The sequence below is a fragment of the Streptomyces sp. NBC_00029 genome, from assembly GCF_045160505.1.
Classification (GTDB): Bacteria; Actinomycetota; Actinomycetes; order Streptomycetales; family Streptomycetaceae; genus Streptomyces.
Window position 1 is genome coordinate 1,412,617 of the sequence record NZ_CP108292.1, and the last position, 19,887, is coordinate 1,432,503.

Annotated in this window: 19 protein-coding genes; 11 read left to right on the top strand and 8 right to left on the bottom strand. The window is 74.0% G+C overall.

What is annotated here, in order from left to right; translation table 11 throughout:
- Positions 1–325 precede the first annotated feature (325 nt).
- Complete coding sequence (locus tag OG753_RS07000) at positions 326–2,383, top strand: serine hydrolase (protein ID WP_405787668.1); 2,058 nt, start codon at positions 326–328, stop codon at positions 2,381–2,383.
- Positions 2,384–2,408: 25 nt separating this feature from the next.
- Here OG753_RS07000 and OG753_RS07005 read toward each other — a convergent pair whose 3' ends face one another.
- The 4 genes from OG753_RS07005 to OG753_RS07020 form a co-directional block, all read right to left on the bottom strand.
- The gene (locus OG753_RS07005; protein ID WP_327260922.1) at positions 2,409–2,783 is read right to left on the bottom strand and encodes a VOC family protein; all 375 of its coding nucleotides are present in this window, start codon (positions 2,781–2,783) and stop codon (positions 2,409–2,411) included.
- A complete protein-coding gene (locus OG753_RS07010; RefSeq protein ID WP_327260923.1) occupies positions 2,780–3,367 on the bottom strand; it encodes a hypothetical protein in 588 nt (195 codons plus the stop codon). The genes OG753_RS07005 and OG753_RS07010 overlap by 4 nt, the downstream gene beginning before the upstream one ends.
- A gap of 156 nt (positions 3,368–3,523) precedes the next feature.
- On the bottom strand, positions 3,524–4,951 hold the full coding sequence (locus OG753_RS07015; RefSeq protein WP_405787671.1) for an alpha/beta hydrolase family protein: 1,428 nt from the start codon (positions 4,949–4,951) through the stop codon (positions 3,524–3,526).
- A 417-nt stretch (positions 4,952–5,368) separates the two neighbouring features.
- On the bottom strand, positions 5,369–6,091 hold the full coding sequence (locus OG753_RS07020) for a TetR/AcrR family transcriptional regulator (protein ID WP_405787673.1): 723 nt from the start codon (positions 6,089–6,091) through the stop codon (positions 5,369–5,371).
- Positions 6,092–6,198: 107 nt separating this feature from the next.
- Between OG753_RS07020 and OG753_RS07025 the strand changes: the two genes are divergently transcribed.
- Together OG753_RS07025 and OG753_RS07030 are read left to right on the top strand one after the other, a co-directional pair.
- Positions 6,199–7,407 carry an FAD-dependent monooxygenase gene (locus tag OG753_RS07025; RefSeq protein ID WP_327260926.1) on the top strand — a complete coding sequence of 403 codons (1,209 nt, stop codon included), beginning with the start codon at positions 6,199–6,201 and terminating at the stop codon, positions 7,405–7,407.
- 39 nt (positions 7,408–7,446) lie between these two features.
- The gene (locus tag OG753_RS07030; RefSeq protein WP_405787674.1) at positions 7,447–7,896 is read left to right on the top strand and encodes a nitroreductase family deazaflavin-dependent oxidoreductase; all 450 of its coding nucleotides are present in this window, start codon (positions 7,447–7,449) and stop codon (positions 7,894–7,896) included.
- A 36-nt stretch (positions 7,897–7,932) separates the two neighbouring features.
- Here the strand turns inward: OG753_RS07030 and OG753_RS07035 are convergent, their stop codons facing one another.
- Positions 7,933–8,937, bottom strand: coding sequence for an alpha/beta fold hydrolase (locus OG753_RS07035; protein ID WP_405787676.1), 1,005 nt, complete (start codon positions 8,935–8,937; stop codon positions 7,933–7,935).
- A 187-nt stretch (positions 8,938–9,124) separates the two neighbouring features.
- Here OG753_RS07035 and OG753_RS07040 point away from each other — a divergent pair, with 187 nt between their 5' ends.
- The gene (locus tag OG753_RS07040) at positions 9,125–9,619 is read left to right on the top strand and encodes a hypothetical protein (protein WP_327260929.1); all 495 of its coding nucleotides are present in this window, start codon (positions 9,125–9,127) and stop codon (positions 9,617–9,619) included.
- Positions 9,620–9,868: 249 nt separating this feature from the next.
- Here OG753_RS07040 and OG753_RS07045 read toward each other — a convergent pair whose 3' ends face one another.
- The 3 genes from OG753_RS07045 to OG753_RS07055 are packed head-to-tail and all read right to left on the bottom strand — an operon-like array spanning position 9,869 to position 14,495.
- On the bottom strand, positions 9,869–11,440 hold the full coding sequence (locus OG753_RS07045) for an NAD(P)/FAD-dependent oxidoreductase (protein ID WP_327260930.1): 1,572 nt from the start codon (positions 11,438–11,440) through the stop codon (positions 9,869–9,871).
- Complete coding sequence (locus tag OG753_RS07050; protein ID WP_405787678.1) at positions 11,437–13,545, bottom strand: protein kinase domain-containing protein; 2,109 nt, start codon at positions 13,543–13,545, stop codon at positions 11,437–11,439. Before OG753_RS07050 ends, OG753_RS07045 begins: the two co-directional genes overlap by 4 nt.
- Positions 13,546–13,571: 26 nt before the next feature.
- Positions 13,572–14,495 (bottom strand): oxygenase MpaB family protein, encoded by a 924-nt coding sequence (locus OG753_RS07055; protein WP_327260932.1) that lies wholly within the window; start codon positions 14,493–14,495, stop codon positions 13,572–13,574.
- A gap of 264 nt (positions 14,496–14,759) precedes the next feature.
- Here OG753_RS07055 and OG753_RS07060 point away from each other — a divergent pair, with 264 nt between their 5' ends.
- From OG753_RS07060 to OG753_RS07090, 7 genes are all read left to right on the top strand, one after another.
- The gene (locus OG753_RS07060; protein ID WP_327260933.1) at positions 14,760–15,146 is read left to right on the top strand and encodes an SAV_915 family protein; all 387 of its coding nucleotides are present in this window, start codon (positions 14,760–14,762) and stop codon (positions 15,144–15,146) included.
- Between the two features lie 11 nt (positions 15,147–15,157).
- Positions 15,158–16,495 (top strand): diaminopimelate decarboxylase, encoded by a 1,338-nt coding sequence (lysA, locus tag OG753_RS07065; RefSeq protein ID WP_405787680.1) that lies wholly within the window; start codon positions 15,158–15,160, stop codon positions 16,493–16,495.
- Between the two features lie 94 nt (positions 16,496–16,589).
- Positions 16,590–16,982 carry a molybdopterin-binding protein gene (locus OG753_RS07070; RefSeq protein WP_383194907.1) on the top strand — a complete coding sequence of 131 codons (393 nt, stop codon included), beginning with the start codon at positions 16,590–16,592 and terminating at the stop codon, positions 16,980–16,982.
- Between the two features lie 191 nt (positions 16,983–17,173).
- On the top strand, positions 17,174–17,971 hold the full coding sequence (locus OG753_RS07075; protein ID WP_405787682.1) for a hypothetical protein: 798 nt from the start codon (positions 17,174–17,176) through the stop codon (positions 17,969–17,971).
- A gap of 146 nt (positions 17,972–18,117) precedes the next feature.
- Complete coding sequence (locus tag OG753_RS07080) at positions 18,118–18,504, top strand: ClpX C4-type zinc finger protein (RefSeq protein ID WP_405787683.1); 387 nt, start codon at positions 18,118–18,120, stop codon at positions 18,502–18,504.
- Between the two features lie 374 nt (positions 18,505–18,878).
- Entirely contained in the window at positions 18,879–19,436 is a 558-nt protein-coding gene (locus tag OG753_RS07085; RefSeq protein WP_405787684.1) for a MepB family protein, read from the top strand.
- Positions 19,433–19,840 (top strand): VOC family protein, encoded by a 408-nt coding sequence (locus OG753_RS07090; protein WP_405787686.1) that lies wholly within the window; start codon positions 19,433–19,435, stop codon positions 19,838–19,840. Before OG753_RS07085 ends, OG753_RS07090 begins: the two co-directional genes overlap by 4 nt.
- Positions 19,841–19,887 lie beyond the last annotated feature (47 nt).

Genomic DNA, 19,887 nt, shown 5'->3' on the forward strand with positions numbered 1-19,887 from the left:
CTTTACGGGCCGGTCGGTGCGGAGGGTGCCCGATGGGCGGGCAGATACCCACTACCGTGCGGATCGCCTGCGGCGCTGCTCGGCGGACAACGGGCCCCGGGCCCGGCCCCGGCGCGTGCTCCGCGAGCGGCGGGCGGCACCGCGGATTGCGGATTGCGGGCGGCGGGATACGGACGGCGGGCGCCGGGTGCGGATGGCCGGCGGCCCGCGGACGCGGGATGCGGGATGCGGTTGCGGGTTGCGGGTGCCCGGTACGGACGACGGATGCAGACAGTGGTGCGGGCGTGGGTGCGGGCGACGGGGTTGCGGACGAGGAGGGCCGGACATGGCAGCGGACACGGGGGCCGAAGCGGTGGCGGAGGTCGGCACGGAACGGACGGGCGGTACCAGCCGGGAACAGCCGCTCGGGCATTCCCTCGACGGCGGGGGCGCGTTCGAGGTCGCGCGCCGACAGGACTGGGCCCAGGACCGCGAAGGCACGGCCGAACCAGGCCGCCCCCGGGAACACGACGGCACAGCCGGATCAGGACGCGCGCGCGAGCACGAAGGCACAGCCGGATCGGGGCCCGTGCGGGAGCGGACGGACGGGGCCGGAACGGGGCGGGGGCTGACCCGGCGGCGGCTCGGGGCTCGGCTGCTCGCGCTCGGCGGGGTCCTCGTCCTGCACGCGGCGCTCCCGGGAGCCGCAGGCGCCGCGGGCGGCCCGGCCGAGCGGCGCGCACTCCAGGGGCTGCGGCTGCGGTACGGGTCCGCGCGCCAGGCCGGGCTGCTGGAGAAGCACCTGGAGGGGGTCGCGGACGAGGCCCGGCGCTTCCTGGGCCCCTCCCCCGAACACCCCTACTACGCCGGCGCGGTGGTCCTCGCCGGCCGCGGCCGCACCATTGCCCTGCACCGCGCCATGGGCGACGCCGTGCGGTACGCGGACTACGACGGGCGGAGCGACCGGGTACGGGAGTTCCCGGCGGCCGAGCGGATCGCCATGGCAGAGGACACCGTCTTCGACCTGGCCTCGCTGACCAAGCTCTTCACCTCCATCCTGGCCGTGCAGCAGATGGAGCGCGGGCGCCTGGAGCTGGAGGCTCCGGTGCGCCGGTACCTGCCGCAGTTCACCGGGGGCGGCAAGGAGATCATCACGGTCCGTCAGCTCCTCACGCACACGTCCGGGTTGCGCTCGTGGGCACCCTTCTACCAGGAGTCCACCCGGGAGGGGCGGCTGAGGCTGCTGTGGTCGGTGAGGCCGCAGGAGACTCCCGGGAGCGTCTACCGGTACTCCGATCTCAACCTCATCGCACTGCAGCTGCTGTTGGAGCAGATCACCGGTCGCACTCTGGACGTCCTGCTCCGCGACGAGATCACTGCTCCGCTCGGGATGCACCGCACTCGTTACAACCCACCGCTCTCGTGGCGCCGGGTCACCGCCGCCACCGAGGTGCAGCGCCCTCCCTGGTCCGGCCTGGACCGCGGGCTGGTGTGGGGCGAGGTCCACGACGAGAACGCGTACGCGCTCGGCGGCGTCGCGGGCCATGCCGGAATCTTCGGCACCGCCTGGGACCTGGCCGTCCTCGCCCGCACCCTCCTCGACGGCGGGGTCTACGCGGGCAAGCGCATCCTGCGCCCCGGCTCCGTCGAGCTGCTCTTCACCGACTACAACACGGCCTTCCCCGGAGACGACCACGGCCTCGGCTTCGAGCTCTACCAGCACTGGTACATGGGCGCCATGGCCACCCCGCACTCCGCCGGACACACCGGCTTCACCGGCACGTCCCTCGTCCTCGACCCCTCCACCGACTCGTTCCTGATCCTGCTCGGCAACTCCGTGCACCCCGTTCGCACCTGGCGGGCCGGAAGTGCGCCGCGCGTCGCCGTCGGCAACCGCTTCGCTCGCGCCGTCCCGGTCCGCACCCGGCACGGCGGCGCGGCCTGGTTCTCCGGCGTCCGGCCGGGCGCCTCGGGAACCCTCACCCTGCCGCCGCTTCGCCCGGCCACGGACGCCGCCCGGCTGCGCTGCGCCGTGTGGTGGGACACCGTGCCGGGCGAGGGCGCCCTGCACCTGGAGGCCTCGGCCGACGGGGAGCACTGGGAGCCGCTGCCCTTCAGCACGCTGCGCTCCACGGGCGGCGCCCCCGAGCAGTGGCCGCGGGGTTCCGTGAGCGGCTGGTCGGGCCGCATCTGGCACCGCCTCGAAGCGCCGCTCACGGCCGCCCGGGCGGGCCGTGAGGTGCGGCTGCGGCTGCGCCACACCGCGACCGGCCGCTACGTCGGGCGCGGGGTCTACGTGGACGTCGTACGCGTGGCGGAACCGGGCCGCCTGCTCTTCGCGGAGGACCGCCCCGCCGACGCCGACCGCATCGAGGCGATCGGCTGGACCCGGTCGGCGGACTGACCGCCCCTGTGCCCGCCCCTGCGGCTCAGTGCCGGACCAGGCAGAAGGGGTGTCCCGCCGGGTCCGCGTAAACCCGCCAGCCGCGCCCGTCAGAGCCGTCGAGCAGCGTCCCGCCGGCCGCCAGCACCTCCTCCTGCGCCCGGTCCAGGTCCGGGACACCGAGGTCCAGGTGGAACTGCTGCGGCCGGGCGGGATCGGGCCAGCGCGGGGGCACGTGGCCGGGTGCCTGCTGGAAGGCGAGGACCAGACCCGAGGCGGTGTGGAGCGTCGCCCACTTCTCGTCGAGCGACCAGCGCGGGTCCGGCCGGTTGACGGTCCCGCCCAGCAGGGACCGGTAGAACTCGGCGAGCGGCTGCGGCTCGGGGCAGTCCAGGACCACGCATTGCAGTTCAGCGATCATGATCGGATCCTAGGCGTGCCCAGTGGGGTCCCGGGGTGTCCTGTCCCGTCGATCGAGCGCGGCCCCCCGCGCCGCTTGCCGCGGGCGGCGGGCGGCGCCGGCTCCTGCCGGGCGGCGCCCGCCGGCCAGACGATCTCCACCGGTATCCCCCGCGCACGGGCCGCGGCCACCGCGTCGCGCGTCCCGCCCCGCCTGCCGCCGGGCCCTTGGTCCCACACCGCGACCAGGAGCTCGGCCCGGCCGAGCAGAAGCCGGTTGGCGGCGGCGTAGGCGTCCGTACCGGCCCTTCGGTACGGCATGACCTCGACCTCGGCTGCGGCCCGCAGGAGGCGGTCGAAGGCCACGGCGTCCGGGCCCTCCCGCAGGCGCGCCCGGTAGTCGGCCGAAGGGAGAACCGCCACCAGCCGCCCGCCCAGGGCGAGAACGGCGTCCCCGAAGACCGTGTCGGCGCCGGGGGCCAGGCAGGACATACCGGTGAGCTCCGCGGCCGGGTAGCGTGCGAGCACCGCGAGCAGCGCCTCCGCGACCGGCTGAATGCCCGCACTCGTAAGGTTCACGTGGCCGGTCACCGCGATGGTCGCCATGGCAGCGCTGCGCTCCGCTCCGAAGGATCGGCATCGTCGCCGCCCGGGTGGCGGCGACGTCCCCATCATGCGGCGCCGGTACTCCCCCGGCCAGAGGTTTTGCGGCCTGTCGGGACCGCGGCGCTGCCGGGTCCGTCCGTCGGCGGTGACCGCCGGTCAGCGGTCCGGGAGCGTCTTCTGGAGCCAGTCGAAGACGACTTCGCAGTGCAGCTGCGGGGCCATCGGGGAACAGTGCAGCTGCGCACCCTGGGCCGCCGTCAGTTTCAGGTAGTCCTTGGGCGAGGTGAGGGCGTCGTACATGCGGCGCGGCTGGCCGGGGTAGAACTGCTCGCCCTCGTAGTCCAGCACCAGGGTGGGGGCCTTGATCCGGCCGACGACATCGGTGATGGACAGCGCCTGGATCCGGGTGGCGGGGGTGTAGAAGTCGGTGAAGAGCTTGCCCCGGCGCGCTTCGAGCATGGCCGGTACGGAGAAGGGCTCGAAGCGCTTCTTCATCACGTCGGCCGCGTCCGGAGGCAGTTCGGGGACGACTTCCTTGTTCCAGATGTCGTTCGTCTCCTGCTTGTCGGGGGTGAGGATCTCCCGGATCTCGGGCGGGAAGCCCAGCCACGGCTCCACGCAGCCGGGCATGGCGACCAGAGCGGCGATCCGGGTCTCGAAAGCCGCTGCCCTCGGGGCGAGGTCGCCCGCCATGCTCAGACCCGTCAGCGCGATCCTGCCGGAGTCCACGTCGGGGCGGGCCGACAGCCAGTCGACGAGGGGCGTGACCACCTTCTCCCAGGTCGGCGTGAACACCACCTGATCCACGAAGAGCAACTGCCCCTGGCCCGGCCCGTCGTAGACGAGCGCGTTCCAGCCCCGGTCCAGCGCGGCGGGGACCCCGTAGGTCCACATGTCCACGTTCTGGCCGTCGCTCCCGTTGGTCAGGATCACTGTCGGGCGGGGGGTACCGCTCGTGTCGGGGCGGAAGAACCACACCGGCAGCGGCGTGCTCCCGTAGGGCACGTTCGCCTTCACCGGGGCGGGTTCGCACAGGTCGCAGAAGGCGTCCCAGGCCCCGCGTCCCGCCTTGTAGAGCTGCTCCTCGCTGGCGGGGTCGTCCGAACCGAGGACGAAGAAGAGTGCCTGGCCGTAGTACTGGGCGGCGCGCAGCGCCCGGAACCGCTTGCTCTGGCTGTCGGCCGGCGCACCCGGGGGCGCCTTGAGCAGCTGGTCGCCGAGGGCGCGGAAGGTCTTCACGTACGACTGGGCGCTCAGACCGGAGCCGTTGATCGCGTTCACGGCCGTGAGCACCTCGCCGACCTCGGCCGCTCCGGCGCCCGAGGCGCCGAGCGCGAGGAGTCCGTTGAAGTTGTACCCCGGATCCTTGAACAGGGTCATCACGCCCGGCGTGAGACCGCCGGCGGCCGCGGTGGGCGTGGCGGTGGGCGTGGCCGCCGGTGTGGCGGTACCGCTGGTCGCCGCCGCCTGAGCGCCGGGGGCGCCGCCGCGCGCGCAACCCGCCGCGAGGGCCGCACCTGCCCCGGCGGTGAGCAGGGCGCGTCGGGTGGGGCCGGAGTGCCGATCACCAGGTATGCGGTTCATGTCTCCGGAACGTAGCGCCGACCCGCTGCGCCGGCCTCCCGTCCCGTCCCGCTCCGTGCGCGGCGGGCGCCGGTCCCCGCCCCGGCCGTCGTCCCGAGCGGCAGGTGGCGGGCCGGTGTCCCGCCCGAGTGGCGCGGCCTTCCGGACGCCGCCGGTCCTACGCCCGTCCGGGGGAAGCGGGGCCCGGTTTCCGCGCCCCGGCCGTCCTGGCGGAGCGGATGTGGTGTCCCTGCATGGGTTTGGGCCCCGACCGGCCGGGGGGAGGCCGGTCGGGGCGGGCCCGGGCAGGCCGGGGGGGGAAGGCCTGCCTGGGCGTATGAGGGTGGGCACGCGCAGTCCCACATATGGATGAACGGTCAACCACCCCGGGGGGCTCCCCGCCTCAGCGGCAGCCGCAGCGGCCGCCCCCGTCGGGGGTCAGGCCTCGGCGAGGACCGCGTCGAGCATCCGCCGGGTGATGGAGGTCAGCTCGGCGAGGTCCGGGACCGGGCGGGAGCGGGCGAGGGCACCGGCCAGCCGGTCGTAGAGGAGCCCGTCCGTCCAGGCGACCAGCAGTTCGGCGGCCTCCTCGGGCCGCTCGGCCCCGAGCGCGGCGAGGATGCCCGAGGCCCGGGCCCGGGCCCCCTGTCCCGCCCGGTGGAAGTCCGGTTCGAGTTCGGGGTTGCGGGCTGCTTCGAGGCTGAGCTCGAAGCGGGCCAGCTGGCGCTCGCGCCCCACGGTCAGCCAGCGGTGCAGCAGCCCGGCCAGCGCGGCCGCGGCCGCCTCCCGGCCCGCCGCCGGGGGCTGCGCCTGCGCTCCGGGACCACCGCCGGGACGGCCGCCGAGAACACCGGCGGGATGACCGGCGGGCTCCCCGGCCGGGTGACCGGCGAAATCGCTCCCGGGATCCTTCCCGTTCCCGGGAACGCCCCCGAGGCCACCGCCGAGATCACCGACGTCACCCAGGTCCAGCTCGGCCAGCCGCTGGTAGCAGGCCCCGATCAGGGCCGTCCTCGTACGGAAGTAGTACGAGGTGCTCCCGGCCGGCAGGTGGGCCGCGCCGTCGACCGCCCGGTGGGTCAGGCCCCGGAGACCGGCGGCGGCCACGAGGCCGATCGCGGTGTCGGCGATCAGCGTTCTGCGATCCGCGGTGGTGGACATCCACCCACTCTACAGCTGTAGAGTGACGCCATCGTCCTCTACAGCTGTAGAGGACCTGATGCATGTGAAGCACACGCGCAGACCGAAGAGGAAAAGGAGGACCCGACATGCCGGCAGTTCAGCGTCACGCGGTCGTGGCAGGCGCGGGGATCGGCGGCCTCACCGCGGCCGTGGCCCTGCACCGTCGGGGCTGGCGGGTCACCGTGTGCGAGCGGGCGGCCGGGCCCTCCGCCGTCGGCGCGGGGATCGTGCTCGCCCCCAACGCCCTGCGCGCCTTCGCCACCATCGGCTTCGACATCACCGGTGGGGCCGACCGCACCGTCCCCGCCGCGATGGGACTGCGCCGCCCGGACGGCCGCTGGCTCAGCCGCGCCGACACCGCGGCGCTGGCCGCCCGCTACGGCGGTCCGCCGCTGGCCCTGCACCGATCGGCCCTCGCCGAGGCCCTGGCCGCCGCCCTCCCGGCCGGATCGATCCGCTACGGCGTCGCCGTCACCTCGGTGGACGACGCCGACGGCTCCCCGGTGGTCCGTACCGGCGCGGGCGACCTGGGCGGCGCCGACGTCGTCCTTGCGGCCGACGGCATCCACAGCCCGCTGCGCCGCCAGTACTTCCCGGACCACCCGGGCCTGCACCACAGCGGGGAGACCGCGTGGCGCACCGTCCTGCCGACCGCCGCGGGCCGCGCCGAAACGTGGACCGCCGAGACCTGGGGCCGCGGCGAGCGCTTCGGTGTGGTCCCCCTCGCCGACGGCCGGATCTACGTCTACGCCACCGCCGTCGCCCCCGAGGGCCACCGCCCCGCCGACGTCCGCGCCGAACTCCTGCGCCGCTTCGGCAGCTGGCACGACCCCATCCCCGCCCTGCTGGAGCGGATCGACCCGGAGGCCGTGCTCCAGCACGACCTCTACGACCTGGCCGCCCCGCTCCCCCGCTTCCACCACGGCCGCCTGGCCTGGCTCGGCGACGCCGCCCACGCCATGACCCCCAACCTGGGGCAGGGCGGGTGCCAGGCCGTCGAGGACGCGGTGGTCCTCGCCCACCTGCTGGACGGGACCGGAACCGGCGGTGTTCCGGCGGCCCTGGCCGCCTACAGCGGCGCCCGCTGCGCCCGCACCGACGCCATCCGCGTCCGGGCCCGGCGCGCGGGCCGGGTCGCGGCCCTCACCCACCCCCTGGCCGTGGCCCTGCGCGACCTCGCCGTCCGCGCCACCCCGGCCCGGGCCGCACACCGGGCGCTGGACGACATCTTCGACGGGTTCACCCTTCCGGCCGGAATGGGCGGCGCACCCACGGGCGTTGGCACTCGTTGGTGAGGTTCGTTGACCGTTCTATCCGAAGGCAGGCGACACCCCATGACCACCGGAATCGACTGGGACCACCCGACCGACCCGCGGGCCGGGAGCTGGCAGCTGGAGCACGTCAAGCAGTACGTGGGCTCCGGCGGCACCGAGGGCCAGTACTGGAGAGGCACCCAGACCCTCCTGCTCACCACCGTCGGCCGAGTCTCCGGCAACCCCGTGCGCACGCCGCTCATCTACGGCGAGGCCGACGGCCGCTACCTGCTCGTCGCCTCCAAGGGCGGCGCCGACGAGCACCCCCTGTGGTTCCGCAACCTGAGCGCGCACCCCGAGGTCCGCATCCAGGTCGGGGCACAGATCCTGCAGGGCACGGCGCGCACGGCGAACGCCGAGGAGCGCGCCGCGTACTGGCCGGTGATGGTGAAGCAGTGGCCCGCCTACGACGAGTACCAGGCCAAGACGGACCGGGAGATCCCGATCGTGGTGATCGAGCCCGCCGCGTAGGCACGGCGGCGGACCCGTCACCTCGGCGGCATCACCTCAGCCGCAGGTGCGTGCCACGCGCTCGAGCTCGTCCGCCCACACGGCCGGGTCCTGCGGGCCGACGTGCGGAGCGGCCAGCGACCGTACGTGGAAGCGGTTGCGCGGGGTCGCCTCGTCCGCCTCTCGGATCATCAGGTCCTGGAGTGCGGGCGGGATGGCCCGGTCCTCGCCGAACCGCAGGTACGTGCGCGGCACGCGCCCCCACCGGTCGGGCAGCCCGCGGGCGTCGGCGGCCCCGATCGCCGCGGATTCGTCCGGTTCGAGGATGTTCAGCAGGGTCCGCACCTGCGCGTCGGACCAGTCGGCCGCCAGCGCGTCCTTGATCACCGCGAAGAAGACGGGGTCACCGGAGCGCCAGTTGACCCGGTTCACGCCCAGCTCCGGCGGGGTCTTGAAGCCGGGGATCCGGAACAGGGCGCTGGAGGCGGCCTCGGGGGTCGTCATCAGCTCCACCACCGAGCGGTGGCGGGTCGGGCAGAACGCGGATGCGTACACCAAGTGGGAGATCAGCTCGGGCACTTGGTTGGCGACCGCGTTCAGTGTGACCCCGCCCAGGCTCTGGCCGACCAGGACGACCGGCCCGTTGCGGTGCGCGGCGCGCACGGCGTCGACCACGTGGGCCGTGAAGTCGGCCAGTGTCACCGCACCGATGGGCGACGGCTCCGTGGCGAGGCGCTCCAGGTCCTGCGGGGCCTGGTAGGAGACCGGGAAGTATGCGCCGGGCCCGTGGCCGGGCAGGTCCACCGCGATCGCCCGGTGGCCGCGCAGACCCAGCTCCCGCAGGACCGGGCTCCAGCCGTAGGAGTTGCTTCCGGAGCCGTGGACGAGGACGAAGACGGGTGCGCCCCGCCTCCGCGTGTCCGCCTCCGCGGCGGAGGCCCCCGCGCCCACCGCCGCGACCGCTCCGGCTCCGGCGACGGCGGCCTTCAGGACCCCTCGCCGTGACCGCCCGCCGGGGCGCTCCGCGCCACCGATGTCACTCACATCACTCGCGTTACGCATGAGTAACACCCTAGGCGCGGGACCCCACATGACCGGCTGATTTCGGACAGCCCGCGCGAGGCGTGCCGCGGCGCGCCCAGGGGCTGTCCGTCCGGACGGCCCCTGGGCGAAGGTATGCGGACCGGAACACCACAGCGGTGGGGCGTCACATGGACCGAACCCCACCGCACGAACCAAGGACACTGCCGTGCGCATACCGAAGCTCCTCATGCTCTTGGCCGCCGCCATTGTTCTGGCCGGATGCACCGGCCAGGAAGATCGGGCCTACGAGGCGGTATGGGAGCCGGACGACGCCTTGCAGAGGGCGCAAGCAGCGCTGAAGGGCGACGATGCCTCGGCGCGGCGCGTACGGTTCGGTGCTCCCCACGTCGGCTCGGGCATGAACGAGAGACTGGAGACGAGCGGCGACACGTCCTACCGTCTCGATGTCGTCTGCGACAGCGCGGACGTTCCAAGAGTGACAGTCGCCCTCACCCGGGAAGCGTCGAAGAAGCAGGTCGAGGTCACCTGCGCAGGCACCGCAGGCAAACACCCCGTGCGTCTCAACTTCCCCGCGGGCCCACCCGTCACGGTGACAGTCGCAGCGGCACCGAGCGACGCCATGGGCCTGATCGTCTGGGAGCTCAAGACCATCGGCCCAGCAAACGTGCAGGGCTGCGCCGACGAGATCACGGGCTGCTAGGCCGTTTCCTGTGGATCTTCACTGGGCTTGTGCGGCCTGGATGCGGTGTCGGCATGACGACGATCCTGCGGCACGCCCGACCCGGATTCGTGTGGGATTGGTGGGCAGCCTGCCCGGCGGGGCCGCCGGGCCGGCCGGGCGTGAGGACGAACGCCGGCGGCCTGCAGCGACGTCGGCTGCGAGGTGGATCCTGGTGGTCCGTCCGACGCGGGAGCGTCCGAGGGTATGGTCGTCGACAAGACACCCCCCTCAGTGCCCCAGCACCGCCATCGCCGCGTTGTGGCCGGGGACCCCGCTGACGCCGCCGCCGCGGACCGCGCCCGCGCCGCACAGCAGGACGTTGCGGTGGGCCGTCTCCACACCCCACCGCCCGCCGCCCTCGTCCGCGTACGGCCAGGACAGGTCGCGGTGGAAGATGTGGCCGCCGGGCAGCCGCAGTTCGCGCTCCAGGTCCTGCGGGGTCTTCGCCTCGATGCACGGGCGGCCGTCCGCGTCGAAGGCGAGGCAGTCGGTGAGCGGTTCGGCCAGGTGCGCGTCGAGCTGGGCGAGGGTGGCGGTCAGCAGCACCTCACGGGCCTGCTGGTTGTCGTGTCCGAACAGCCGGGCCGGGGCGTGCAGGCCGAAGAGGGTGAGCGTCTGGTAGCCCTGCTCGACGAGTTCCGGGCCGAGGATCGTCGGGTCGGTCAGCGAGTGGCAGTAGATCTCCGAGGGCGGTACGGAGGGCAGTTCGCCCGAGGCGGCCTCCGCGTACGCCCGGGCGAGCTCTTCGTAGCCCTCGGCGATGTGGAAGGTGCCGCCGAAGGCCTCGCGCGGGTCCACGGAAGTGTCCCGGAGCCTGGGCAGCCGGCGCAGCAGCATGTTGACCTTGAGCTGCGCGCCTTCGGGGGCCGCGGCCGCGCCCTGCGCCGGGCTCTCGCCGAGGAGTTCGGCCAGGGCCCGCGGCGAGGCGTTGACCAGCACCGTACGGCCGACGACCCGGCCCTCCCCCGTCGCCGTGCGGAACACCACCTCGGCCGGGGCGACCCCGTCCGTGTCGATCCGAAGCACCTCGTGGCCGGTGGCGATGTGCGCCCCGGCCTTGGTCGCGGCCGCGGCGAGGGCGTCGGTGAGGGCGCCCATGCCGCCGACCGGCACGTCCCAGTCCCCGGTGCCGCCTCCGATGACGTGGTAGAGGAAGCAGCGGTTCTGCGCGAGGGACGGGTCGTGCGCGTCCGCGAAGGTGCCGATCAGCCCGTCCGTGAGGACGACCCCGCGGACCAGGTCGTCGGCGAAGTTCCGTTCGACCGCCTGCCCGAGCGGCTCCTCGAAGAGCATCCGCCACGCGGCCTCGTCGTCGATCCGGGCCCGCAGCCCGGCCCGCGTGGGCAGGGGCTCGGTCAGGGTCGGGAACACCTTCTCGGCGACGCGCCCGGTGGTCCCGTAGAAGGCGCGCCAGCTCTCGTACTCCCGCTCGGAGCCGGTCAGCTTCGCGAAGGACTCCCGGGTGCGCTGCTCGCCGCCCCCGACGAGGAGCCCGCCGGGGCGCCCGCCGCGCTCGGTGGGCGTGTACGAGGAGACCGTGCGCCGGCGTACCTCGAACCGCAGGTCCAGATCGCGCACGATCTTCGCCGGGAGCAGGGAGACGAGGTAGGAGTAGCGGGAGAGTCTGGCGTCGACCCCGACGAACGGGCGGCTGGAGATCGCCGCCCCGCCCGTGTTGCCGAGCCGCTCCAGGACCAGCACCGAGCGGCCGGCCCGAGCCAGGTATGCGGCGGCCACCAGGCCGTTGTGCCCACCGCCCACGATCACGTCGTCGTACACGTCCCGCCCGAAGGTCGTCATGGCTCTTGGTAGCACACCTGGCCGAGTCGCTCCAGACAGTGCGCCTCGTCGGCGTGGGCCAGGGCCGTGTCGGGATGGTCGTCGCCGAGGGCCCGCTCGCGGATGCCGGAGAGGTCCCGGTAGATGGGCAGCGCCTCGTCCCATCGGCCCAGGCGTCCCAGTCCTCCGGCGAGTTCGCGGCGGCTGACCAGGGTGTCCGGATGCTCGGCGCCGAGCACCTCGGCGCGCAGCGCGCCCACCTGGCGGGCCTCGGCCACCGCTTCCTCCCAGCGCTCCAGGCGGCCCAGGTTGACCCCGAGGACGTGCCGGGCGCGCAGGGTCTCGGGGTCGGTGACCCCGTAGGCGCGGGTGCGGTCGCGGACCAGGCCCCGGAACAGGTCGAGGGCCCGGGCGACGTGCCCGGTGCGGCCGAGGGCGATGCCGACCTCGTAGCGGGCGGCCAGGGTGTCGGGGTGGTCGCGGCCGAGCACCCGGTCCCGTACGGCGGCGATCTCGCGGAACGCGGCCAGGGCCTCCTGCCAGCGCTCCAGGCGGCCGAGCGCGTACGCCGCCTCGTAGCGGGTCAGCAGGGTGTCGGCGTGCTCGGCGCCGAGCACGACCGCCCGGTCGGCGGCGACCTCGGCGGCGGTGGCGTGGGCGTCCGCGAAGCGGCCCAGCGCACCCAGCGCGCAGGCCAGGTTGTGCCGGCAGCGCAGGGTGTCGGGGTGGAGCGGGCCCGTGGTCCGCTCGCGGGCGACGAGCACGGCGCGGTAGACGTCGTGCGCCTCCTGGTGGCGGCCGAGCCGGCCCAGTTCGTACGCCGTCTCCTGGCGCGCCGCGAGGGTGTCGGCATGGTCCGCGCCGAGTACCCGGGTGCGTCCCTCGGCCACGGCCGCGTACCCGGCGAGCGCCTCCTCGGGCCGGCCCGCCCGGCTGAGGGCGTAGGCACGGGCGTGGCCGGCGTCGAGCGCGTCGGCGCCGTTGTCCCGCGGTCCGGCGGGGCGCGGGAATCCGTAGGCAGCGGTGAGCCGCGGGTCCTCGGCGGGCTCGGGGCGGACGATGGTGGCGCCGGGGCGGGCCGCGCGGTGCTCGCCGTCCGGGCGCGGCCCCGGCTGCCGGACGCCGGGGCGCGCGGCCGTCCAGGAGCCGGTGAGCACGGCCCATGCACCGCTCGCGGGCCGTGCGTCGATGCCGGCCTTGCGGCCGGCGGTCATACCGCGGGCCCAGGCCGGGAGCGGGGCCTGGGCGCCGGGCAGCCCGCCCGGTCCCAGCCGTGCCTCGACGAGCCGGCGGTGCACGTGGCGGGCGTCGCCCGGGCGGTCCTCGGGGCGCTTGGCGAGCAGGTCCAGGACCACCTCGTCGAAGTAGCCGGGCAGCTCGGGGCGGTGCTCGCGCAGCGGTACGGGCGCGTTGTCGCGGTGGCCTACCAGCACCGACCAGGAGTCGCCGAGGTCGAAGGGCGGGGCGCCGGTGGCGATCTCGTACAGGACGCAGCCGAAGGAGTAGAGGTCGCTGCGGTGGTCGACCTCGCCGCCCGCGATCTGTTCGGGCGACATGTAGTGCGGGGTGCCCATGGCCATGCCGCCGCCGGTGAGCTTGGCGGTGAAGCCGATGTCGTGGGCGAGGCGGGCGATGCCGAAGTCGCAGATCTTCACCGTGCCGTCGGTGAGCCGCATGATGTTGGCGGGTTTCAGGTCACGGTGTACGACGCCCTGGTCATGGGTGTAGCCGAGGGCGGCGGCCATCTGCTCGGCGATGTCGACGACCACGTCCACGGGGAGCGGGCGTGCGTCGTTGTCCTCCAGGAGCTGGCTGAGGTTGCGGCCCTCGAGGAGTTCCATGACGAGGTAGAGGGGACCGCCCGCGGCGCTGTCGTCGCCGAAGTCGTGGACGACGGTCACCCCGCGGTGCTGGAGCGACGCGGCCACGCGCGCCTCGCGCCGGAACCGCTCGCGGAGCACCTGGGTGAAGTGGGCGTCCTGCTCGGCGCCGATCGGCTTGAGGCACTTCACGGCGACCTGCCGGCCCAGCGATTCGTCGCGGGCGCGCCATACCTCGCCCATGCCGCCGCGCCCGATCAGATCGAGCGACCGGTAACGGCCCTGGATCAGTCTGGACTCCGCCATGTCTTAAAGCCGCCCCCGTTGTCGTGCTACGCCCTCCCCGGCCGATCCAGTATGGCCGCTGATGTACGCAGTGTGTACGGCGAGGGGCGGCTCCCGGGGCCCATGCGACGCATCGCTTTCAAGATGTGACCTGGAGGCAGCTGCCAGCGTAGACCTGCGGGAATGGTGCGCAGTGCGCGCCCGGTGAGACGCAGGCGCCGGGTGACGCTGCGTGGTGCCGGTGCGGGCCGCCCGTACAGCTGGTGCGCCCAGCCGGGGAGGGAACCGTACGCCAGACCCGCGATCGGTGGCCACAGCAGGTTTCGGCCACGGACGAGGCGGGGGTGGACGGGCGGGCCGCGCAGGAAGTCGTCCACGGCAAGGGCGTCGGGGCCGGCGGCGAGCTCGGGGCGGACCCGGTCGAAGTAGGCGGCGAGGTCGGCGGTGCCGGCGGGGACCCCGGCAGGGTCGAGTCCGACTAGGCGGGCGTTGACTCGGTTCTCGTCGACGTAGCGGTCGGCCTGGGCGGGGGTGAGGGGGACGCCGGAGCGGCGCAGGACGTGCAGGAAGCTGTCGATCTGCGCGCAGTGGATCCACAGCAGCAGCGCGGGGTCGTCGACGGGGAAGCGTTCGCCGGTGTCCGGATCGGTGGCGGACAGTTTGCGGTGGATCGTCCGGACGCGCAGGCCCGCGCGTTCGGCGGCCTCGGTGGTGCCGTAGGTGAGGGTGCCGACGAAGTCGGCGGTGCGCAGCAGCCGTCCCCAGGCGTCGGGGCCGCCGTCCTGCCGGTCGAAAGCGGCCGAATTCTCCATGACCCCGCGGACGGCTCGCGGGTGGAGGGCCTGGAGGTAGAGCGCCCGGAGCCCGGCGATCCACATCATCGGGTCGCCGTGGCACTGCCAGGTGACGGACGACGGCCCGTACAGCCCCGGATCAGGCAGGGGGCCGGGTCCGGTCGCGGTGCTGCCCATCCGTACCTCCCCGTCGCAGGCGCCCGGCGGCTCCAGCCTACCGATCCGGGGCGGCCGTCAGCGATACGTATGGACCGGGCCCATGACCGTCAAGGTCCCGTCAGGGGGCGGGGCGCGGGGTGTGGTGGCGGGGATAGCTTCGGCGTCACCGACCGAACGAACCGACCGAACGAACCGAGCGATCGAACCGAAGACCGGTCGTCGAAGGCCGGTCGTCGAAGGCCGGTCGTCGAACGCAGATCGCGGCCCCTCCAGGAGGACCCCATGTGCCTGATCCAGTACGCCGAGGACCCCGAACCCGAGGAACCCGGGCCGGCGGCCCCCGGACACGCGGACCCCGAACCCGTGGAACGGGTCCCCGCCGGGCTCCTGTACGTGCCCGTCCGGCCGGGGACCCGGGAGGTGACGCTCCGGATGTTCCGCACCCCGCTGGGCCACCGGACCGCTGTCGGATTCACCCGCACGGAGCTGCTGGCCACGACGCTCGGGCCGCACGCCCCCTGGATCCGGCTCTCCGCCTCCGCGCTCCGGGCGCTGGCCGCTCCCCTCGGCGCGTCCCTCCTGACGATCGACCCGACCTTCTCGGCTCCCGCCGCGACCCCGGTGCCGGAGCGCACCGGCAGCGGCCGGTCCGTGGTCCGCGCACGCTGAGAGGGATCACCATGACCACGACCGAACTCCGCGGGGTCGCCACCACCGGCGCGGACGACCTGTCCGTCTGGCCCGCCTCCACGGACCGCCTCCCGCACGGCGGACTGGCCGTCGGCGGGGTGTCGCTGGCGGAGCTCGCCGACCGGTTCGGCACCCCGGCGTACGTGCTGGACGAGGGCGAGGTGCGCGCCCGCTGCCGGACGTACCGCGACGCCTTCCCGGAGGCCGAGGTCCTGTACGCCGCCAAGGCGTTCCTGTCCCGCGCCATGGTGCGCTGGGTCGGCGAGGAGGGCCTGGGGCTCGACGTGTGCTCCGCCGGCGAGCTCGAACTCGCCGTCACCGCCGGATTCCCGCCCGAGCGGATCGTGCTGCACGGCAACGCGAAGTCGCCCCACGACATCGGGGCGGCGCTGCGGTTCGGCGTCGGCCGGATCGTCATCGACGGCCCGTCGGAGATCGCGCGGCTGGCCGCGGCGGTGGGGACGGGCGGCCGTCAGAAGGTCCTGGTCCGGGTGGTCCCCGGCGTCTCGGCCGGCGGCCACGACAAGATCCGGACGGGGACGGACGACCAGAAGTTCGGCCTGTCGGCGGGCGACGGCTCCGCGCAGCACGCGATCGCCCGCATCCTCGGCCAGCCGCAGCTCGACCTCGTCGGCCTGCACTGCCACATCGGCTCCCAGATCACCGGGACAAAGCCGTACGTGACCGCCGTGCGCCGGATGGTGGGGCTGATGGCGCAGGTCCACCGGTCCCACGGCGTGGCGCTCGGCGAACTGGACATGGGTGGCGGGCACGGGGTCGCCTATCGTCCCGGGGAGCCGGCTCTCGACACGGTCGCCCTCGCGCGCAAGCTCCGTACGGAACTGGTGGCGGGCTGCGCCGCCGCGGGGCTGCCCGAGCCGCGGCTGCTCATCGAGCCGGGGCGCGCCGTCGTGGGCCCGGCGGGGGTGGCCCTGTACCGGGTGCTGGCCGTCAAGCACACCGGGGAGCGGGTGTTCGTGGCCGTGGACGGCGGGATGAGCGACAACCCGCGGCCGGCGCTGTACGGGGTCCGCTACGCGCCCCGCCTCATCGGCCGCCGCCCGGCGGCGGATTCCCGTACGGCCACGGTCGTCGGCCGCCACTGCGAGGCGGGCGACATCCTGGCCGCGGACGTTCCGCTGCCCGCCGACATCCGGCCGGGCGATCTGCTCGCGGTCCCGGTGGCGGGTGCGTACCAGCTGTCCATGGCCTCGGCCTACAACCTCGTGGGCCGCCCGCCGGTGATCGCCGTGCACGGGGGAACGGCGCGCCTGCTCGTGCGGCGCGAGACGCTGGACGATCTCCGCCGCCGGGACGTCGGAGCCTAGGGGGTGCCTCGTCGATCGGGCCGCGATCCCGGCCCGATCGGCAAGGCATCCACTGGGTCGTCCCGACCGGGCTGCGGCGGCATAGAGTTGCGGCGTGCAGCTCTACACGATCGGCGAGGCCGCCCAACTCCTCCGCGTCAGCACCGACACCGCCCGCCGCTGGGCGGACGCGGGCCGCTTCCCGACCGTGCGCGACGGCAACAAGCGCATGGTCGAGGGCGTGCACCTGGCCGCGTTCTGCGTGACGCTCGCCCGGGAGGCCGCGGAGGGCGACGGCGAGTCCTCCACCTCGGTGCGCAACGCGCTGCCGGGGATCGTGACGGCGGTGACGCTCGGCGAGGTGGCCGCCCAGGTCGAGATTCAGGCCGGCCCGCACCGCGTGGTCTCGCTGCTGACCCGGGAGGCGGTCGAGGAGCTCGGTCTCGCGGTCGGCGTGCAGGCCGTGGCCCGCGTGAAGTCGACCAGCGTCCACATCGACCTCGACTGAGGCCGGCTCGGACCCTTCGGGGCGATGAGGCCGGCCGGCATCCGCAGCAGGGTCCGTTTCCGGAACGCTCATGTACGGGATCGTGCCTGCCGACCCACCGGTGCTGCCGGATCCGGCAGGCGCCTCCTGGGCTCGCGCGGGGGCACGGGCCGCATGTGAGGGTGCCGTGGCGGGGCAGGGATCATTGCCGCATGTCCGGAGAATCGAACATGCTGTCAGGCCTGTGGCCGCTCGTACCGTCCGGCGCGACCGACTGGCTGCTCGAGCTGTGCGGCGACGGCATCACGGGGTTCATGCCGCCGGCGATGCCCGACTCGGTCTGGGTGCTCAATGCCATGTACGAGCACGAGCGGGGTCCGGCCGAGGTGTCGTACCACGAGTACCGCCAGGCGCGTGTGGCGGACGGGAGCATCCAGCCCGACGTCTTCGCCGGTATCGACCTCGAAGTGGGCACTGCCACGGGGGGCGGACTGGGCCGCGCCGAGCATCCCGGACGCGGCTGGCGGCGGTTGCGCTGGGCGGAGCTCGCCCGGCGCACCGGCGATCCCGTCGTACCCGACGGGCTGCTCCCCTCCTGCCGCTGCTTTCCGTCGGCCAAGAAGGCGGGCAGCTGGCCGCTCGGCATCGCCCCGCCCACCGAGGGGAGCCTGGACCGCGACACCTGGAACGGACTGATCGCGGTCCTCACCGAACACAGCACTGCCGGCCCGGACACCCCCTGCCTGGCGTACTACAACCCGCTGATGCTCGCGGCCGTCGACTTCGACAACCTCCATGTTCAGGCCGGCCGCCTCGAAGACGCCGGGGTCCTCTACGACAATCCGGTGGCCGGCTTCAGCCCCTCCAACCTCTGGGCACAGGACCGCTCATGGGTCATGTGCACCGACTACGACCTGTGGGCCACCAAGGTCGCCGACCCCCCGGCCCTCGTCCAGGCGCTGCTCAATGACCCGGGGATCGAGGCCGTACGGCTGCCCTGGGCACCGTGACGGCCGGGAGCCGCCGGCAGATCCCATCGCTCGCGCTGCTGCCGAGGTGTTGCCGGCGATGGGATTCAACACGGCCCACGCTCGGACCAGTTGTCAGGTGCTCCCTGACGGCTTATGTTGTCAGGACCACCCTGACAACTGACACCATGGGAGAGCGCGCCGTGGCACTGTCCGACACCCTGGCCGAGCCTGCCCGGTGCTCCTTCTGCGGCAGGCTGAGCACCGAAGTCGGCAAGCTGATCGCCGGCCCCGGCGTGCACATCTGCAACGAGTGCGTGGCACTCTCCGCGTCGATCATCGACGGGAGCCTCGGCGGCACCGCGCGACCGCGCGTGCCGGTCTGGGAGTCGATGGCCGACGAGGAGATGCTGGGTCACATTCCGCGTGTTGCCGTGCACATCGACCAGGCGGAGGCGGACCTGCGCTCGTGGGTGCAGGAACTGCGCCGGCGGGGCGTCACCTGGACCAGGATCGGCGAAGCCCTCGGGATCACCCGCCAGTCCGCATGGGAGCGGTTCTCGGGCGAGGAGTGACACCCGGCGCCGGCCGGTTGAAGGGACTGCCGCACCGGATGGGCACACTGCCGCCTCGCCGCCGAACCTGCGTTCCGCGAGCCCGTCGGCGTCAGCGTGGCCCAAACCCGCCCAGATCCTCCAACATCCCTGCAGCACAATGGGGTTGAAAGGGACCGGCCCCCGTCGCCGCTGGATTCCTTGCGTGGAGCGATGCGGTCGACGCTGCCGAGCGCCCCGCCCCACCGGCTTCGGGCCGGCGTCGCCCGGGCCGCCGCCCGGGCACGTTCCGCCTCGGTCCCCTTCTCGGATCCTGCTCCGGTGATCGCCATGCGGAACGCCGGCATGCGACGGCCGGGGCCCGGGTCCGGTCCACCGCGTGGCAGGGTGAAGGCATGACGACGCACCACGAGCACTCAGTCCCGCCCCGCTCCGGGCCGTGGCCGGACACCGCCACGGCCCACGTGGACCTCGTCGCGGCGAAGGAGCTCGTGTACGACCCCTGCGGATTCACCTGTTCTCAGCCGGTCCCCGAGGCCGAGGGCGCCGACTACGCCGCCCACGCCTTCACCCTGGACGGCCTCGCCGTCCGGTTCCGCGCGGCCAAGACGACCCCCACGAAGGTCGGCCAGTTCGTCACCGTCTGGAAGCGGTCCGCTGCCGGGCCCATCGCGCCGTTCGACACCACGGACCCCGTGGACCTCTTCGTCATCGGAGTCCGCGACGAGCACCACTTCGGCCAGTTCGTCCTCCCCATGGACGTACTCCGCCGGCACGGTGTCGTCTCGACGGACGGCGTCGGCGGGAAGCGCGCCTTCCGCGTGTACCCGCCCTGGGTGACCACCGCCAACCGCCAGGCCGACCGGACGCAGACGTGGCAGCTGGAGCACTTCCTGCGCCTGCACCGGGACGAGCCCGTCGACCTGGCCCGCGCCCGGGAGCTCTACAAGTGAACCGGCCGGTCAGCGGCACGCTCCATCACGTGGAGCTGTGGGTGCCGGACCTCGACCGCGCGGTCGCCTCGCTCGGCTGGCTCCTGGAGGCCCTGGGCCACACCCCTTACCAGCACTGGGCCGCCGGCCGCAGCTGGCGGCTCGGGCCGACGTACCTGGTCGTGGAGCAGTCCCCGGCCCTGACCGCCGACCGGCACGACCGCTGCCGCCCGGGCCTGAACCACCTGGCCTTCCACGTCGAGGACGCGGCGGCGGTCGAGCGGCTGGCCGAGGAGTCGCAGCACCACGGCTGGCACCTGATGTTCCCCGACCGCCACCCGTACGCCGGCGGCCCACAGCACTGCGCCGCCTACCTGGAGAACGACGACGGCTTCGAGATCGAGCTCGTCGCCCTCCGTACGTGACACATCCAGAGCGCCGCATCGCAGACGCGCAACGCGCTGACGATCGC

What these genes read in the sequence shown, in the direction of transcription:
- OG753_RS07000 (WP_405787668.1), top strand. Translation starts at nt 326, where the DNA reads ATGGCAGCGGACACGGGGGCCGAAGCGGTGGCGGAGGTCGGCACGGAA.
- OG753_RS07075 (WP_405787682.1), top strand. Translation starts at nt 17,174, where the DNA reads ATGTCCGGAGAATCGAACATGCTGTCAGGCCTGTGGCCGCTCGTACCG.
- OG753_RS07025 (WP_327260926.1), top strand. Translation starts at nt 6,199, where the DNA reads ATGCCGGCAGTTCAGCGTCACGCGGTCGTGGCAGGCGCGGGGATCGGC.
- OG753_RS07055 (WP_327260932.1), bottom strand. Translation starts at nt 14,495, where the DNA reads ATGGGCAGCACCGCGACCGGACCCGGCCCCCTGCCTGATCCGGGGCTG.
- OG753_RS07030 (WP_405787674.1), top strand. Translation starts at nt 7,447, where the DNA reads ATGACCACCGGAATCGACTGGGACCACCCGACCGACCCGCGGGCCGGG.
- OG753_RS07085 (WP_405787684.1), top strand. Translation starts at nt 18,879, where the DNA reads ATGACGACGCACCACGAGCACTCAGTCCCGCCCCGCTCCGGGCCGTGG.
- OG753_RS07020 (WP_405787673.1), bottom strand. Translation starts at nt 6,091, where the DNA reads ATGTCCACCACCGCGGATCGCAGAACGCTGATCGCCGACACCGCGATC.
- lysA (WP_405787680.1), top strand. Translation starts at nt 15,158, where the DNA reads ATGACCACGACCGAACTCCGCGGGGTCGCCACCACCGGCGCGGACGAC.
- OG753_RS07060 (WP_327260933.1), top strand. Translation starts at nt 14,760, where the DNA reads ATGTGCCTGATCCAGTACGCCGAGGACCCCGAACCCGAGGAACCCGGG.
- OG753_RS07015 (WP_405787671.1), bottom strand. Translation starts at nt 4,951, where the DNA reads ATGAACCGCATACCTGGTGATCGGCACTCCGGCCCCACCCGACGCGCC.
- OG753_RS07050 (WP_405787678.1), bottom strand. Translation starts at nt 13,545, where the DNA reads ATGGCGGAGTCCAGACTGATCCAGGGCCGTTACCGGTCGCTCGATCTG.
- OG753_RS07005 (WP_327260922.1), bottom strand. Translation starts at nt 2,783, where the DNA reads ATGATCGCTGAACTGCAATGCGTGGTCCTGGACTGCCCCGAGCCGCAG.
- OG753_RS07010 (WP_327260923.1), bottom strand. Translation starts at nt 3,367, where the DNA reads ATGGCGACCATCGCGGTGACCGGCCACGTGAACCTTACGAGTGCGGGC.
- OG753_RS07080 (WP_405787683.1), top strand. Translation starts at nt 18,118, where the DNA reads ATGGGAGAGCGCGCCGTGGCACTGTCCGACACCCTGGCCGAGCCTGCC.
- OG753_RS07035 (WP_405787676.1), bottom strand. Translation starts at nt 8,937, where the DNA reads ATGCGTAACGCGAGTGATGTGAGTGACATCGGTGGCGCGGAGCGCCCC.
- OG753_RS07045 (WP_327260930.1), bottom strand. Translation starts at nt 11,440, where the DNA reads ATGACGACCTTCGGGCGGGACGTGTACGACGACGTGATCGTGGGCGGT.